The organism is Pseudomonas sp. LAMO17WK12:I5 (assembly GCF_900215165.1).
GTDB classification, from domain to species: domain Bacteria; phylum Pseudomonadota; class Gammaproteobacteria; order Pseudomonadales; family Pseudomonadaceae; genus Aquipseudomonas; species Aquipseudomonas putida_A.
On record NZ_OBDS01000001.1, the window covers coordinates 447,290 to 463,568 of the forward strand.

Below are 16,279 nucleotides of genomic sequence, written 5' to 3' on the forward strand. Positions count from 1 at the left end.
GAATTCGTGATAACTCGCCCCGAGGAAAACCCGCACAATGCGCTCACTGCGCCGAAGGATTGAGCTTGATGGAATTAACCAGACGCATCCTCGTGGTCGAGGATGACCAACACATCGCCGATTTGATTTGCCTGCACCTGCGCGATGAGCATTACGACGTCGTGCACTGTGCAGACGGCGACGAAGGCATGCGCCTGTTGCAACAGGGACAATGGGATGCACTGATCCTCGACCTGATGTTGCCGGGGGTCGACGGCCTGGAAATCTGCCGCCGCGCCCGGGCGATGGCGCGCTATACGCCGATCATCATCACCAGCGCCCGCTCCAGCGAATTGCACCGCATTCTGGGTCTGGAGCTGGGTGCCGACGATTACCTTGCCAAACCGTTTTCAATGCTGGAACTGGTGGCTCGGGTCAAAGCCTTGCTGCGCCGGGTCGACGCCATGGCGCGCAACCTGAAAATGGACGCCGGCAGCCTCAGTCTCGATGGTTTGAGCATCGACCCGATCACCCGCGACGTCGCCCTCAACGGTGCGCGTCTGGACCTCACTCCGCGAGAGTTCGACTTGCTGTATTTCTTCGCCCGACAGCCGGGCAAGGTGTTCTCACGCATGGACCTGCTGAACGCGGTGTGGGGCTACAGCCACGAGGGTTATGAACACACGGTGAACACGCACATCAATCGCCTGCGGGCGAAAATCGAAAGCGATCCGGCGCAACCGACACGCATCCTCACTGTGTGGGGTCGCGGCTATAAATTCGGCACGGAACAACCATGAGACTGAACCTGTCGCAGCGCCTGTCGCTGGTGTTCGCCGTTTTGCTGCTGGTGTGCTGCGGCACCTCGGCATGGCTGCAGGTGCGCTCCAGCAAGATGCATGAACTGGAAGTGGTGCAAGGCCTGTCGCGGGAACTGGCACAGCACATCGCCCATGACACGGTGCTGATGGACAGCCATGGCCTGATGCCCGGCGCCGTGCGCGAACTGTTCAGCAAGCTGATGCTGGTCAACCCGAGTGTCGAGGTGTACCTGCTCGACATCGAGGGGCGGATTGTCGGCAATGCGGCACCGGAAGGACATCTGCGCCGGGAGACGGTCGATCTGGCGCCGATCCGCCGGCTGCTCGATGACCAGCCGTTGCCTATTCTCGGCGATGACCCGCGCAGTGCCGACGGGCGCAAGGTCTTCAGTGCCGCGCCGTTACGGGTCAACGGCAAGCCCGCCGGTTATCTGTACGTGGTGTTGCTCAGTGAAGAACACGATCGCTTCGCTGAACGGGGCGCGACCAGTGCTGCACTCAATACGGCGTTGCTGTCGATCGGGCTGGTGGCGCTGTTGTGCCTGATCGCGGGTCTCACGGCGTTCAACCTGATCACCCGGCCACTGCGCCGATTGACCGAAACCGTCAGCCGGTTCGACATTGATGGCGCGCCGCAACCTCTGCCTGCACCTTCAGTGGCTGTGGATAAAAGCGCTGACCCGGATGAAATCGCCGTACTCAATGGCGCCTTCCGGCAGATGCAAAACCGACTGGGTGAACAGTGGCGCTCGTTGACCCGCCAGGATCAGGAGCGCCGCGAACTGGTGGCGAACATTTCTCACGACCTGCGCACACCGCTGGCCTCGTTGCACGGCTATCTGGAAACCCTGACGCTCAAGGACGCCACACTCACCGCCGAAGAACGCCGCCGGTATCTGGGCATCGCGCTGGATCAGAGCCGCAAGGTCGGCGGGTTGGCGCAATCGCTGCTGGAGCTGGTACGTCTGGAGCACGGTTTCGTGCAGCCGGTACTGGAGCGCTTCTCGCTGATCGATCTGCTGCAGGACATCTTCCAGAAATTCGAACTGGCCGCCGAAGCACGCCACGTCGAACTCAAGGCCAGCTTCGGTCCGAACCTGCCGACGGTGTGCGCCGACCTTGGGTTGATCGAACGGGTGCTGACCAACCTGGTGGATAACGCCTTGCGCTACACGCCTGCGGGCGGTGAAATCGAGCTGGATTTGAAACCCCTGGGCGCCTTGGTCGAAGTCACGGTCAGCGACACCGGCCCCGGCATCGCTCCGGATCTGCGCGAAGGTCTGTTCCTGCGTCCTTTCAATATTGGCGGCGCGCGGCGTGACGGTGGATTGGGGCTGCGCATCGTCCACCGCATCCTGCAACTGCACGGCCGTGAGATTCAGTTGATCGATGTCGCCGGGCGCGGGGCGACTTTCCGCTTCACGCTGCCGACCGATCAGCAAACCGCTGAACAGTGGATGGTGCGCTCGATGAACCTGAACACGCCGGACAAATAATCCGCACCACCGGACTGTTGTTCCGTGACAACGCCGCCCCGCTCCCCTAAATTAACCGGCCTGAAAAAGACCTCGCGCTTTCTCGTTTCCACTCAAGTTAAAAAAGTAGTGAAATTTCAATGTCCGATTTCAACACCGCTGAATCCGTAGTCACCGAATCGTCCAAAGCGGAATACGAAAACTCCATCAATCTTTCACAACACCTTCCACAAGCCAAAATCATCAGCGAGATGGTGCTGGATGCTTTCCAGTCGACCCGCGAAAGCGACCAGATCCGCGAGCTGCGCGCCGCGATCCGTCAGGCGCACGACAGCTTCGATGACGACAAGGCCTACGAGCTGATGGGCGAACTCAAGCGCCTCAAGGACGCCGAGGCCGCCGACCTCGCCGCCCTCGAAGACCTGAGCAGCAAGTTCTCGATCGGCCGCATCCTGTCCTGCTTCAAGGACGATCCGGCGTTCCAGGAAATCGTTTACGGCCTCGCGCTCAAAGTGCTGAATCAGACCCACCAGGCGATCAGCAATCCGAGTGGCGGCAAGGGCAAGGCTGCCAAGAAGAAAGAACTGGAAATCTTCACCATCAGCAAGGACGGCAGCAGCGTGACCCTGCCGCTGCGCACGCCGCGTTCGCGTCTGAACGTTGACCGTGAAGCGCTGGAGTTCCTCGGTTTCACCTTCATCGGTGAAGGCGAAGAAGCCGAGTTGGAGGGCGAGACCTTCATCGACAACGCCGGCACCGAACACGCGATCAACCGCAAGAACATTATCACCGCCCTGCAACAGCAAACCGCGTTCGATGGTTACAGCATCGCCGCGCAGTAATCCCGGCACCGACAAAAAAGCCCCGCTCTGAGATTCAGGCGGGGCTTTTTGTTGGGCGGCATAACGGTCAGACTTCCGGCTGCACCGCCGCGATCATGTCGACTTCAACCGCGGCGTTCTTTGGCAACTGATAGACACCGACCGTAGTGCGAGTGTGCCGGCCGGCATCGCCGAGCACATGGCTGAATACATCCGATGCACCGTTGGCCACTTCGCTCAGGTCTACGAAGTCCGGGGTCGACTTCACATACACCGTGACCCGCAACAACGCCCGAATCTTGTCCAGCGAACCCACCGCATCGACAATCAGCGCCAGGCAGCGCATGGCACTGATGCTCGCGGCAGCCTGGGCGTCCTTGAGGGTCAACTCCAACCCCACGCGACCGGGATACAGAATCCTGCCATTGACCCGCGGCACCATGCCGCTGATGTACAACTCATCGCGATGACGGATCAGCGGCGCATAATTGCCGCCGGCGGTGTTCTCGCCATAGATGTCGTAGTTCAGCTCTTGTGCCAGGGCAATGAAGCGTTCGTCGCAGGTCATCCTCTCAGTCATTTCGCCCAGCCTTTTGATCAGTGCATGAAGAATCGCGGAGTGGAACAGTTGAGCGCCGAGGAAGTGGCATGGCGCTATCACTAAGGACTGGATCCAAATCTAGGTGGTTTCCGGCGATACCGCAACCTGCCGTTCTGGACGAAAAACCCCGCGACTCTATCGAATCGCGGGGCTTGATGACGTATATCAACGAACTATCTACACAGCGCCCAAGCGCTCAACCATATCAGGGAATTTCTCCACCAAGCGGATCAACAGTGCCGCCTGAGCATTGGGCTTGGACTTCTCCTGCTCCCAATTCCTCAATGTGCTCGGGCTGGTCCTGATTCGCTTTGCAAATACCGCTTGTGACATGTGCAATTTTTCACGCAGTGCAACGATCTCTTGTGCACCAACCTCGGGAACCGGTTTGTCCTCGACGACCGTATTGCGCAGCGTAATTTTACCTTCGCGATGGGCGGCCATCTCTTCAACGCCCTGCATCAATTCCGCAAACAGGTCGCGTTTTTTCATGAGGCACCTCTTTTTCTCAACTCTATCTCAATGGCTTTTTTGAGCGCCTTCTCTTTCTCGGCGGACAGATTCTCAAGCTCATCTTTGTCATAAATCGCAAACATCCAGAACTGACGATCATTCATAAGCCAATAGTAGATGACCCGCAAGCCACCTCGTCGGCCTTTGCCACGCCGAGCGTCAGACCAACGTAATTTCCGGAAGCCGCCAGTTCGCGGTATTACGTCGCCCGACGCTGGATTGCACTGCAGATAATTCTGCAACTCCCGATACTCATCGTCCGTCAGATAATGACCAACGCTCGCGGTGAATATTGTGGTTTCAAAAAATACAGTTCGCATGGGCAAACTATAGGCAACTTGCCCATGGAGAGACTATCAACAAATTCGACCTTTGATAAACATCCGATCAACAAAAAACCCCGCACATCTCTCAATGTGCGGGGTTTTTCGTGAAGCCATCCAGCCTTACGGCGCGTACGTCAGCAGCAGCTCGGCGGGCACCTTGAAGTCCAGGGACATCATGACGCTCAGGGCGGTGATGGTGAAGATCGAGAACACGAACAGCTTGCGTGCCCAGACCGTGTCATCCACCGCCTTGTAGCCGGTCCAGGCCATGTACAACCAGTACATGCCCATGGCCGCGGCGACCGCGAGGTAGCTCATGCCGGCGTAACCGCTGAAGGTCAGCATCAAGGTCGCCACGAGGAACGCCAGGATGTAGAGCAGGATGTGCTTCTTGGCCACTTCGATTCCGCGCTTGACGGGCAGCACCGGAATCGATGCGGCCAGGTAGTCGTTGAAACGGAAGATCGCGATGGCGTAGGAATGCGGCATCTGCCACAGGCTGAACATCACCAGCAGGGTCAGTGCGGCCATGTCGAAGCTGTTGGTTACGGCAACGTAACCGATCACTGGCGGCATGGCGCCCGACAGACTGCCCACCAGCGTGCCGTGCACCGACTTGCGCTTGAGGTACAGGCTGTAGAAGCCGACGTAGATGATGAAGCCGATTACCGCGAACAGGGCGGCCAACGGGTTGGCCACCTTGTACAACAAGGCAACGCCGAGAACACCCAGGATGGTCGCGTAGACCAGGGCCAGTTTCAGGGAGATCAAGCCCTGCACCAGCACCCGGTTCTTGGTGCGTTCCATCTTCAGGTCGATGTCGCGGTCGATGCAGTTGTTGAACACGCAACCGGAGGCCACAACCAGGGATGTGCCGATCATGGCGGCCAGGAACACCGCCAGATCTACATGCCCTTTCGAGGCCAGGAAGAACCCGCCTGCCACAGAAAGCACGTTACCGAAAATGATCCCCGGTTTGGTGATTTGGATAAAGTGCTTGAGCGACATCGGGTCTACCTCACTTCGCCATCATGTACGTGTGGATGCTGAACATGATCCACAGCGACAGGCCAACCAGCAGCAGGATCACGATGGCCGTAAAGACAAACGCGATCACGTTGTTACGTTGTGCAATCGAACGGTCCAGGTGCAGGAAGTAGTACAGGTGAACAATCACCTGGATTACTGCGAACAACAGAACGATTGCCAGCGTGGTCGACTTCGGCAAGGTCGGGAACATCACCAGGCCGAACGGGATGGCAGTCAGGATCACCGACAGGATGAAGCCGATGGCGTACGACTTTACGCTGCCGTGGCCAGCATCATGGCTGTCATGGGAGTGTGCATTAGCCATTACAGAGTCCCCATCAGGTAAACAACGGTGAATACGCAGATCCACACCACGTCCAGGAAGTGCCAGAACAGGCTCAGGCAGCTCAGACGGGTCTTGTTGGTCGCCGTCAGGCCGTGCTTGTTGACCTGGTACATCATGATGCCCATCCAGATCAGACCCGCGGACACGTGCAGACCGTGGGTACCGACCAGGGTGAAGAACGCCGACAGGAAGCCCGAACGGCTAGGACCGAAGCCCTCGGAGATCAGCAGGTGGAACTCGTTGATCTCCATGGCGATGAAGCCTGCGCCGAGCAGGAAGGTCATGAACAACCAGCCCAGAACCTGCTGCTTCTTGCCTTTGTACAACGCCAGCATGGCGAAGCCGTAGGTGATCGAACTGAACAACAGCAGAGCGGTTTCGCCCAGCACGTATGGCAGTTCGAAAATGTCGTGGCCCGACGGGCCACCGGCGACGTTGTTTACCAGTACTGCGTACACCGCGAAGATCGACGCAAACAGAATGCAGTCGGTCATCAGGTAGAGCCAGAAACCGTATACGGTCATCTCGCCCGAGTCGTGGTGATGGTCATCGTGCCCATGGTCACCATGGGCGTGTCCAACATTGGTCACTAAGTTCGACATGGTTTAAGCCTGTTCCAACGAGGTTACACGGGTGGCATTGGCCGGGATTTTCCCTGCCGCGACCAGACGCTTGTGCTGCTCGGCTTCGATGCGCTCGATCGTTTCAACCGGAACCATGTAGCCCTGGTCGTCACGTGCGGCGTGGATCACGAAGTAGATGACAGTGCCGGCCAGGCTGGCGATCGCCAACCACCAGATGTGCCAGATCATCGCGAAACCGAAGACGGTCAGCAGTGCGCCCATCACCACGCCAGTGGCGGTGTTGTTCGGCATGTGGATCGGCTCGTACTTGGCCGGAGCCTGGTACGCAGTACCGTTTTCCTTGGCTTCGGTGAACGGGTCGATGCAGTCAGCCTTAGGCAGCACAGCGAAGTTGTAGAACGGAGGTGGCGACGAGGTCGACCATTCCAGAGTGTGGGCATTCCACGGGTCACCGTGTTCGCACATGTTCTCTGGCTTGTTGCGGTCACGCACACTGACGTACAGCTGGATCAGTTGGCAGGCGATACCGACAGCGATCATCACCGCACCGAACATGGCAACGTACAGGTACGGTACCCACTCAGGGTTGGTGGTGGCGTTCAGACGACGGGTCATGCCCATGAAGCCCAGTGCATAGAGCGGCATGAACGCGACGAAGAAGCCCGAGATCCAGAACCAGAACGCTGCTTTACCCCAGCCTTCGTGCAGCTTGAAGCCGAACGCTTTCGGGAAGTAGAAGCCGAAACCTGCGATGTAGCCGAATACCGCGCCGCCGATGATCACGTTGTGGAAGTGCGCGATCACGAACAGGCTGTTGTGCAGAACGAAGTCAGCACCCGGGATGGCCAGCAGTACGCCGGTCATGCCGCCGATGGCGAAGGTCACCATGAAGCCCAGGGTCCACAGCACCTGGCTGGTGAAGCGCAGACGGCCCTGGTAGATGGTGAACAGCCAGTTGAACAGTTTCACACCCGTCGGGATGGAAATCAGCATCGTCGCCAGACCGAAGAAGGCGTTGACGCTGGCACCCGAACCCATGGTGAAGAAGTGGTGCAGCCAAACCATGAAGCCCAGTACCGAGATCGCGCCCGAAGCGTAGATCATCGAGTGGTGGCCGAACAGTTTCTTGCCGGTGAACGCCGAGATCACTTCCGAGAAGATGCCGAATGCCGGCAGGATCAGGATGTAAACCTCAGGGTGGCCCCAGGCCCAGAACAGATTGACGTACATCATTGGATTGCCACCAAGTTCATTGGTGAAAATGTGGAAATCCATGTAACGGTCGAGGGTCAGCAGTGCCAGGGTAGCGGTCAGGATCGGGAACGAAGCCACGATCAGGACGTTAGCCCAGGTGCAGGTCCAGGTGAAGATCGGCATGTCCATCAGTTTCATGCCAGGGGTACGCATTTTCAGCACGGTGGCGAGGAAGTTGACCCCCGTCAGCGTCGTCCCTAACCCGGATAGCTGTAGCGCCCAGATGTAGTAGTCCATCCCCACGCCAGGGCTGTACTGCAGACCCGACAGCGGCGGATAGGCAACCCAACCAGTCTTGGCGAATTCGCCGACACCCAGCGACAGGTTGATCAGCACCACGCCGGACACCAGCAGCCAGAAGCTCAGGGAGTTCAGGAACGGGAAGGCAACGTCACGCGCGCCGATCTGCAGCGGCACTGCAAGGTTCATCAGGCCGGTGAAGAATGGCATCGCCATGAAGATGATCATGATCACACCGTGAGCGGTGAAGATCTGGTCATAGTGTTCAGGTGGCAGGTAGCCAGGCGAACCCTCGGTGGCCATGGCCAGCTGGGTACGCATCATGATGGCGTCGGCGAAGCCACGCAGCAGCATGACCATGGCAACGATGATGTACATCACACCGATTTTCTTGTGGTCGACCGACGTCAGCCACTCGGTCCACAAGTAGGTCCACTTCTTGAAGTAGGTGATTGCAGCGAACAACGCCAGACCACCGAGCGCGATCATCGAGATGGTGACCATCACGATCGGCTCGTGGAAAGGGATCGCTTCCCAACTTAATTTACCAAACATCGTTTACTCCTCTGCCCCGGCAGCTGAATGCGAATTCGAGTCCATGTCCGTTGCCGCCACTTCTTTCTCTTTCTTCTCGTGCTTCAGCGGCTTGCCCGGTTTCATGCCTTCGTACTTGTCGACGATGGTCTGGAACAGGTTCGGCGTGACCGAGGAGTAGAGCTCGACTGGATTGTTCTGGCTTGGCTTGGCAAGGGCTGCGTATTCAGCTTGTTCAAGCTGTTTAGGTGCCTTTTTGACTTCACTTACCCAGGCGTCGAAATCTTCCTGAGAAGTTGCGATCGCTTTGAATTTCATACCGGTGAAACCAGCGCCGCTGTAGTTGGCGGAGATACCGTCCATTTCAGCGTTGCGGTCAGCGATCAGGTGCAGCTTGGTGGTCATGCCCGCCATCGCGTAGATCTGGCCGCCCAGGCCCGGGATGAAGAACGAGTTCATCACGGCGTCGGAGGTGATCCGGAAGTTGACCGGAGTGTGCGCCGGGAACACGATCTTGTTGACCGTGGCAATGCCTTGTTCCGGGTAGATGAACAGCCACTTCCAGTCCAGCGCAACGACTTCGATGGTCACCGGCTTGACGTCGGATTCAATCGGACGGTACGGGTCCAGTTTGTGGGTCGAAATGTAGGTGATGTAACCCAGGGCGATGATGATCAGAACCGGGATGGTCCAGACCGCCACTTCGATTTTGGTCGAGTGCGACCATTTCGGGGTGTAGACGGCATCCTTGTTGGACGCGCGGTACTTCCAGGCGAACAGGAAGGTCATGACGATAACCGGCACAACGACCAACAGCATCAGCAGCGTGGCGGTGATGATCAGGTTGCGCTGTTCCAGGCCGACCTGGCCCGTTGGATTGAGCAGGGTCATGTTGCAGCCTCCCAGCAACAACGTGCCGAGCAGCGGCACTAGGCCTAGTAATCTGGGGTACCTGTTTTTACTCATCTCACGACCTCTAAAGCAGCTTGCGCAATGCAGTTGGGTTTTGATCGCCAACACTTCACCCTGCCAAGGGTTGGCATTTTCTTTGGATTGAATAAGGGCCGCCCGTCGCGCGTCAGACGCTCGACAAAACCATGGACAGCGGTCAGTTCTTATTCGAATTCGTGGTCAAAGGCCTTGTTACAGACCAATTCCATTTGGTGCGGAAAGTTGGAAGGCACCGACACCTGGGTGTCGCAAAAGCCTTTCGGCCCGCTCGACACCCGACTTCCTGTCCAGTTCCTTAATAAAGGCTGAACAGCGCCGGGAATTCAGTGCGGGCGATTGTAGATAGGTAGCGCCCTATACACCATGTCTTATCCCGAAATAATTTTTATCGCTCAGAGCAACAATCCATCACCGTTTTTGCAAAAGTTCCGCATGTTATCGAAATCGATTCTCAACAAAAACACCAAAAAATGTAGGCCTATACACCTCAGTTCAGACAGCTCCGAAGGGATTTTCCCGGCAGCGAATCGGCGCAAAGCCCGATATTCAAAGGCCTCTGGCCATCTGCCAGAGCCTGTTAAAACTGCCTGATCTGGCACCTGCGTGCAAAACCAGAAAAATGCCGAAACAGACCAATCCTTTTTTGTAACATTACGCCAATCCGGGTCGCCGAAACGCCCTGCGACAGGGCGCGTGTGACAACATGTCGCACATCTGCCGCACTCTCCATTGCCGTTCGTCACGGTGATTTCACAAACACTCTGAAATGCAAAACGCCCCGATCGGCTGATACGCAAATCGGGGCGTTTTCTGTATCGGCCAATCTGCCGAAGAGTTGATTCAGCGCAGTGCTTTTCGGTTACGCGAGGTCAGCAGCGGCACCAGAATCACCACCAGCACGAACGCCACCAGCGCCCATTGCGCCAGCGACAGACCGAGGATCGGCGGGTACGGCGTCGAGCAGAAACCATCGACCTGGAAGCCCAGCGGGAAGATCTTCGCCAGCGGCAGGTCATCGACAATCGGCTGCAACACATCGATGCCGCAGCTCACCGCCGGATAGAACTGGGTGTACACGTGATGCCCGGCAACACCGGCGCCGGCGATCGCGCAGATCACCACCAGCACTTCGAACACCGTGATGCTGCGGCGGGTGCGCATGGCCGCGCCGATAAACGCGAACAGCGCAATCAGCAGCAATGCATAACGCTGCAGGATGCACAGCGGGCATGGTGCCTCACCCAGCACGATCTGCATGTAAAGCGCGCCGCCGATCAGTGCCAGACAGATGATGCCCAGCAGCACCAGAAAGCGCCGCTCACGTCCCAGTCGAATCGTTTCCTCGCTCATCGCGTTTCCCTTGTATGTCCATGGTTCAGCTGGCTGGCGGCTGCGCTTGCAGTTGCGCCATCAGACTGATGTTGTCTTCGATATGCCAATTGGCCGCGATGCGACCGTTGTCGATCTGATAGATATCGGTTGCCCGGAAGTCTACACGCTGGCCCTGCCCTTTGAGAGCCTTGAACGTCCCACTGAAGTGTCCGCGAAAGTGCAGATGCACCACCACGCGGTCACCGGCAATGATCATTTGCTCGATCTCGCAGCTCAGGTCCGGCACCGCCGTACGAAAGAACTTCGATGCCAGCAACGGCCCGGTCGGCCCCTGCACCCGACCTTCAGGCGGGGTCTTGTCGACAAACTGCGGCGACAAGGCTGCCGTGGCCAGGGCCTCTTCTCCACTGTTCCAGAAACTGCCGTAACGCCGCGCCGCCAACTCCATTGCATCGCGCTGAGCCTTGGGCAGGCTCTGATCGACGACCAGGGTCTGTGGTGCGATCAACGCCGATTCGGCCGAAGCAAACGGACTGGCCAGCAAAGCAGCCGACAGGCCAAGCATTGCCAGGTTCAGACGAGAGGAGAAGATGATGTGCGACATGGGGGCGATCCTGATCAGTTAAACGAACGAGCGCCTATCATCAGCATCGGGGAATAAACGATAAACCGGTTAAGAAACGATTAACCTTTAAACACTTTTTAAGAATCAAAATTGCGTAACGGCCATCGCGAGCAGGCTCACTCCTACAAGAGATCTGCTTCGTACACCATTTTCATGTACGCCACCGCCCCTGTAGGAGTGAGCCTGCTCGCGATGAAGGCGACTCAGTCCTAAGGATTATTCCAAAGCAGCAGCCGGCCCGAAGAACTCATATCGGCTCTGCTGCTCCGGCACGCCCAACGCTTTCAGATGCCGCTTGATCGCGCCCATGAAGCCCTTCGGCCCCAAGAAGTAAGCGTCGACGTCACGTTGTGTAGGCAGCCACTCGCCCAACTGCTCCTGACTGAGGATCCCGACCTTGTCCGCCGCCGGGCTCACGCCGTCGTCTTCGGCGTAGCAATAGAAGCGCTTGAGCTGCGGATGACGCGCCGCCAACCCATCGATCCAGTCGCGGAACGCATGCACGCTGCCGTTGCGCGCGCAGTGGATAAAGTGCACCGGGCGCTCGGTTTGCAGCGCTGCTTCGAGCATCGCCAGGGTCGGAGTGATGCCGACCCCGCCACTGATCAGCACCAGCGGTTTGTCGCTGGCAGTCAGGGTGAACTCGCCCGATGGCGGGAACAGCTGAATGCTCGCGCCGACGTGCAATTGGTCATGCAAGTGGTTGGACGCACGACCGCCCGGTTCGCGCTTGACGCTGATGCGGTACTGACCTTTATTGGCCAGTGCCGACAGCGAGTAATTACGGCGGATTTCTTCGCCGTCGAGGATCAGCTTCATGCCAATGTACTGACCCGGCTCTGCGGCCAGGATCGGGCCTTTGTCCGCCGGCTCGAAGTAGAACGAAATGATTTCCGCGCTCTCCTCGACCTTGTCCACCACGATGAAATCCCGCGCCCCACGCCAGCCGCCGACTGCCTGTTCTTTCTGGTCGTAGATCGCGGCTTCAGCACCGATCAGAATCTCGGCCAATTGCCCGTACGCCGCGGCCCACGCGCTCATGACTTCAGGCGTAGCGATCTCGTCGCCGAGCACTTCGGAAATGGCCCGCAGCAGGCAGGTGCCAACAATCGGGTAGTGCTCCGGGAGGATTTGCAGGGCGACGTGCTTGTTGATGATCTTCGCCACCAGATCGCCCAACTGGTCGAGCTGATCGATGTGCCGGGCGTACATCAACACACCATTGGCCAACGCGCGCGGCTGATCGCCACTGGCCTGATGCGCCTGGTTGAACAGTGGGCGCACCTCAGGGTATTCGGAGAGCATCATGCGGTAGAAGTGGGTGATCAGCGCTTCTCCGCCGCTTTCCAACAGAGGCACAGTGGATTTGACGATGGCACGATCCTGGACGCTAAGCATAAGAATGACTCCTGAGCTTTTTGAGAATTACCTTAGGCTTATCAGTTTTCGTGCCAGATAATTTATCTTTATAAATCAATGGTTTATTTTTTACGTAGTCATTTAGACTCAAAGCGTTTTATAGTCATCGCGACTACATCGAGTCTCTTTGACTACAAGACCATGACCGCCAAATCCCTGCTCACCGCTCTACTGCCACTGGTCTCCGACCTGTCCCGCGAACTGCCCGAGGGCGAGCGCTATCGGCGCCTGCTCGAAGCCATGCGCGCCCTGCTGCCGTGCGATGCCGCCGCGTTGCTGCGCCTGGACGGCGAATGGCTGGTGCCGCTGGCGGTGGATGGTTTGAGCACCGACACCCTCGGCCGGCGCTTCAAGGTCAGCGAACATCCCCGATTCGAGATCCTGCTGGACGGCGCCGGGCCAACGCGGTTCGCCGCCGACAGCGACTTGCCCGATCCTTACGACGGCTTGGTCGATGGTCTGGGCGATCACCTTGAGGTACATGACTGTCTCGGCTGTCCGCTGTTCGTCGATGAAAAACTCTGGGGCCTGATCACCCTTGATGCGCTCGATCCGGAGCGTTTCGAACCGATCGAACTCGACGCCTTGCAAGCCTTCGCCAGTCTCGCCTCGGCCACGGTCAATGCCGCCGAACGCATTGAGCGCCTAGCGCTGCGTGCCGAAGACGAACACCAACGCGCCGAGGTCTACCGCCAGGCCAGCGGCCAGCAGCAACGCGAAATGATCGGCCAAAGCAAAGCGCACAAACGGCTGGTGGAGGAAATCAATCTGGTCGGCGGCAGCGACCTGACCGTGCTGATCACCGGCGAAACCGGGGTCGGCAAGGAGCTGGTGGCGCAAGCGATTCACGCCGCCTCGCCGCGCGCCGACAAACCGATCATCAGCCTCAACTGCGCCGCTCTGCCCGATACGTTGGTCGAAAGCGAACTGTTCGGCCACGTGCGCGGCGCCTTTACCGGCGCCACCAGCGACCGCCGCGGCAAGTTCGAACTGGCCAATGGCGGCACGCTGTTTCTCGATGAAGTCGGCGAACTGTCGCTGACCGTACAGGCCAAGTTGCTGCGCGTGCTGCAAAGCGGCCAGTTGCAGCGGCTCGGCTCGGACAAGGAACATCAGGTCGATGTGCGCCTGATCGCCGCGACCAACCGCGATCTGGCCGAAGAAGTGCGCAGCGGCCGCTACCGCGCCGACTTCTATCACCGCCTGAGCGTGTACCCGCTGCGAGTGCCGGCGCTGCGCGATCGCGGCCGCGATGTGTTGCTGCTCAGCGGCTTCTTTCTGGAACAGAACCGTTCGCGCATGGGCCTCAACAGCCTGCGTTTGAGTAGCGATGCCCAGGAGGCGTTGCTCGCCTACACTTGGCCGGGCAACGTGCGCGAGTTGGAACATTTGATCGGGCGTAGCGCGCTGAAGGCACTGGGTAATTGCAAGGTAAGGCCGAAGATACTCAGTTTGAGTGCGGCGGATCTGGATCTGCCGCGTGAGGTTGTGGATAACTCGGCTGAACCGGTTGCCGAGGTGCCCGCGATGCCGTTGATCAACGGCGATCTGCGCAGCGCCACCGAGCAATATCAGCGGCAGTTGATCAGTGCTGCGCTTGAGCGTCATCAGGATAACTGGGCGAGTGCGGCGCGGGAGTTGGGCTTGGATCGGGCGAATCTTGGGCGGATGGCCAAGCGATTAGGCATGAAATAATCACTTCATCCAGTTTGAGTGAATTCCTTGTGGCGAGGGGATTTATCCCCGATGTGCTGCGCAGCGGCACCAGGAAATGGGACTGCCGGGCAGTCCATCGGGGATAAATCCCCTCGCCACAGGTGATTCTTGCCCTACCCGATAACCGACCTAAAGCCCACCCCATTAACGCCGATAACCCGGCATCAATAGTTTCTGGCGATTTGCACCCTCGCCCATCACCTTTTTCCACAGAAGGTTTTTATGTCTTCCAACAAAGCCCGCGCAGATTCACTTTCGCTTCTGCTGTTTACCTTGCGCAGCGGCAAGCTGATGGCGATCAACCTGCTGAAAGTCAGTGAAATCATCCCCTGCCCGCCACTGACCAAAATGCCCGAGTCGCATCCGCACATCAAAGGCATCGCCACCCTGCGCGGCGCGTCGCTGTCGGTGATCGACCTCAGCCGCGCCATCGGCGAGCGACCGCTGGAAGACCCGAACGGCGGCTGCCTGATCGTCACCGACGTCAGCCGCTCCAAGCAGGGCCTGCACGTTCAGGCGGTGAGCAAAATCGTCCATTGCCTGACCACCGACATCAAGCCGCCGCCGTTCGGCTCCGGCGGCTCGCGCGCCTACATCACCGGCGTGACCTCAGTCGACGGCACACTGGTACAAGTGCTCGACATCGAGAAAGTCATTCACAGCATCGCCCCGGCGCAGATCGAGATGGCCCCGACCGACCTGAGCATGGAAGACGCCGAGGTACTGGGCAACGCACGGATTCTGGTGGTCGACGACAGCCAGGTGGCGTTGCAGCAATCGGTGCACACCCTGCGCAACCTCGGCCTGCAATGCCACACCGCGCGCAGTGCCAAGGAAGCCATCGACTGCCTGCTGGATCTGCAAGGCACCGCGCAACAGATCAACCTGATCGTCTCCGACATCGAAATGTCCGAGATGGACGGCTACGCCTTCACCCGCACCCTGCGCGAGACGCCGGACTTCGCCCACCTCTACGTGCTGCTGCACACCTCGCTCGACAGCGCGATGAACAGCGAGAAAGCGCGTCTGGCCGGGGCCAACGCGGTGCTGACCAAGTTCTCCTCGCCGGAACTGACCCAGCGCCTGATCGAAGCGGCCAAACACGTCGCCGCCAACGGTCACTGAGTCTTGGGCCAGACATACTGCTTTTTGATGAGGCGCGACCTTCGCCAAGGCGTGCCGCCGATCCACTGGCCGGAAGGCATTGAGTTGAGCACTTATCGCCCGGAACTGGCGGCGGCGGTGCATCAGTTGATGCAACTCGGCTACCGTGAGGGCGGCGGTCGGGTGCCGGCACTGGAGGAGTGGCAGCTGCGGTTTGAAAGCGATGCCGAATACGATCCTGAATTGTGCTTCATCGCCCGCGATAACGAAGGCGTGATCGGCGTGGCGCAATGCTGGACCAGTTCGTACATCAAGAATCTGGTGGTGCACCCACGTGCTCAGGGCCGAGGTTTGGGTCGGGCATTGCTGCTGAATGCATTCAAGGTGTTTCAGCAAAGGCGCGAAGGATTTGTCGATCTGAAGGTGCTGGAAGACAATCTGCGGGCGCAGCGGTTGTATGAGAGTGCCGGGATGATGGTGGTTCGCCGGGAACTTGTACCGGACTGATCGACCGTCTTCGCGAGCAGGCTCGCTCCCACCCTGGAATGCATTTCAAATTGTGGGAGCGAGCCTGCTCGCGAAGAGGCCAGCACAGGCAACTTCCCTTCC

General features: G+C 58.6%; 17 protein-coding genes. 6 read left to right on the forward strand and 11 right to left on the reverse strand.

All coding sequences use genetic code 11. The annotated features are described in order from the left end of the window. Positions 1–68 precede the first annotated feature (68 nt). The 3 genes from CRO59_RS02015 (at position 69) to CRO59_RS02025 (ending at position 3,117) form a co-directional block, all read left to right on the forward strand. Positions 69–779, forward strand: coding sequence for a response regulator transcription factor (locus CRO59_RS02015; protein WP_027612158.1), 711 nt, complete (start codon positions 69–71; stop codon positions 777–779). Next, positions 776–2,296, forward strand: coding sequence for a HAMP domain-containing sensor histidine kinase (locus tag CRO59_RS02020; protein WP_097086180.1), 1,521 nt, complete (start codon positions 776–778; stop codon positions 2,294–2,296). Before CRO59_RS02015 ends, CRO59_RS02020 begins: the two co-directional genes overlap by 4 nt. A gap of 119 nt (positions 2,297–2,415) precedes the next feature. Then, the gene (locus CRO59_RS02025) at positions 2,416–3,117 is read left to right on the forward strand and encodes a hypothetical protein (protein WP_097086182.1); all 702 of its coding nucleotides are present in this window, start codon (positions 2,416–2,418) and stop codon (positions 3,115–3,117) included. Positions 3,118–3,184: 67 nt separating this feature from the next. Here CRO59_RS02025 and CRO59_RS02030 read toward each other — a convergent pair whose 3' ends face one another. The 11 genes from CRO59_RS02030 to hmpA form a co-directional block, all read right to left on the reverse strand. Next, on the reverse strand, positions 3,185–3,676 hold the full coding sequence (locus CRO59_RS02030; RefSeq protein ID WP_097086183.1) for a RidA family protein: 492 nt from the start codon (positions 3,674–3,676) through the stop codon (positions 3,185–3,187). A 198-nt stretch (positions 3,677–3,874) separates the two neighbouring features. Next, positions 3,875–4,189 carry a DNA-binding transcriptional regulator gene (locus CRO59_RS02035; RefSeq protein ID WP_047599259.1) on the reverse strand — a complete coding sequence of 105 codons (315 nt, stop codon included), beginning with the start codon at positions 4,187–4,189 and terminating at the stop codon, positions 3,875–3,877. Beyond that, entirely contained in the window at positions 4,186–4,530 is a 345-nt protein-coding gene (locus CRO59_RS02040; protein WP_096795494.1) for a toxin, read from the reverse strand. Before CRO59_RS02040 ends, CRO59_RS02035 begins: the two co-directional genes overlap by 4 nt. Positions 4,531–4,656: 126 nt before the next feature. After that, the gene (cyoE, locus tag CRO59_RS02045) at positions 4,657–5,544 is read right to left on the reverse strand and encodes a heme o synthase (RefSeq protein WP_003227980.1); all 888 of its coding nucleotides are present in this window, start codon (positions 5,542–5,544) and stop codon (positions 4,657–4,659) included. Positions 5,545–5,554: 10 nt separating this feature from the next. Next, positions 5,555–5,890 carry a cytochrome o ubiquinol oxidase subunit IV gene (gene cyoD, locus CRO59_RS02050; protein ID WP_003227981.1) on the reverse strand — a complete coding sequence of 112 codons (336 nt, stop codon included), beginning with the start codon at positions 5,888–5,890 and terminating at the stop codon, positions 5,555–5,557. Further along, positions 5,890–6,513 (reverse strand): cytochrome o ubiquinol oxidase subunit III, encoded by a 624-nt coding sequence (cyoC, locus tag CRO59_RS02055; RefSeq protein WP_003227982.1) that lies wholly within the window; start codon positions 6,511–6,513, stop codon positions 5,890–5,892. Before cyoC ends, cyoD begins: the two co-directional genes overlap by 1 nt. 3 nt (positions 6,514–6,516) lie before the next feature. Then, positions 6,517–8,544, reverse strand: coding sequence for a cytochrome o ubiquinol oxidase subunit I (cyoB, locus tag CRO59_RS02060; protein ID WP_007968380.1), 2,028 nt, complete (start codon positions 8,542–8,544; stop codon positions 6,517–6,519). 3 nt (positions 8,545–8,547) lie between these two features. Then, on the reverse strand, positions 8,548–9,489 hold the full coding sequence (cyoA, locus tag CRO59_RS02065; protein ID WP_027612162.1) for a ubiquinol oxidase subunit II: 942 nt from the start codon (positions 9,487–9,489) through the stop codon (positions 8,548–8,550). A gap of 825 nt (positions 9,490–10,314) precedes the next feature. Then, entirely contained in the window at positions 10,315–10,824 is a 510-nt protein-coding gene (locus CRO59_RS02075) for a disulfide bond formation protein B (protein WP_025109264.1), read from the reverse strand. Between the two features lie 25 nt (positions 10,825–10,849). After that, entirely contained in the window at positions 10,850–11,410 is a 561-nt protein-coding gene (locus tag CRO59_RS02080) for an ester cyclase (RefSeq protein ID WP_097086185.1), read from the reverse strand. A gap of 237 nt (positions 11,411–11,647) precedes the next feature. Next, positions 11,648–12,829, reverse strand: coding sequence for an NO-inducible flavohemoprotein (hmpA, locus tag CRO59_RS02085; protein ID WP_097086187.1), 1,182 nt, complete (start codon positions 12,827–12,829; stop codon positions 11,648–11,650). A gap of 162 nt (positions 12,830–12,991) precedes the next feature. Here hmpA and norR point away from each other — a divergent pair, with 162 nt between their 5' ends. The 3 genes from norR (at position 12,992) to CRO59_RS02100 (ending at position 16,177) form a co-directional block, all read left to right on the forward strand. Next, the gene (gene norR, locus CRO59_RS02090; protein ID WP_097086189.1) at positions 12,992–14,545 is read left to right on the forward strand and encodes a nitric oxide reductase transcriptional regulator NorR; all 1,554 of its coding nucleotides are present in this window, start codon (positions 12,992–12,994) and stop codon (positions 14,543–14,545) included. Positions 14,546–14,788: 243 nt separating this feature from the next. Next, positions 14,789–15,691 carry a chemotaxis protein CheV gene (locus CRO59_RS02095; RefSeq protein WP_027612166.1) on the forward strand — a complete coding sequence of 301 codons (903 nt, stop codon included), beginning with the start codon at positions 14,789–14,791 and terminating at the stop codon, positions 15,689–15,691. A gap of 27 nt (positions 15,692–15,718) precedes the next feature. Further along, a complete protein-coding gene (locus tag CRO59_RS02100; protein ID WP_097086191.1) occupies positions 15,719–16,177 on the forward strand; it encodes a GNAT family N-acetyltransferase in 459 nt (152 codons plus the stop codon). Positions 16,178–16,279: the final 102 nt, after the last annotated feature.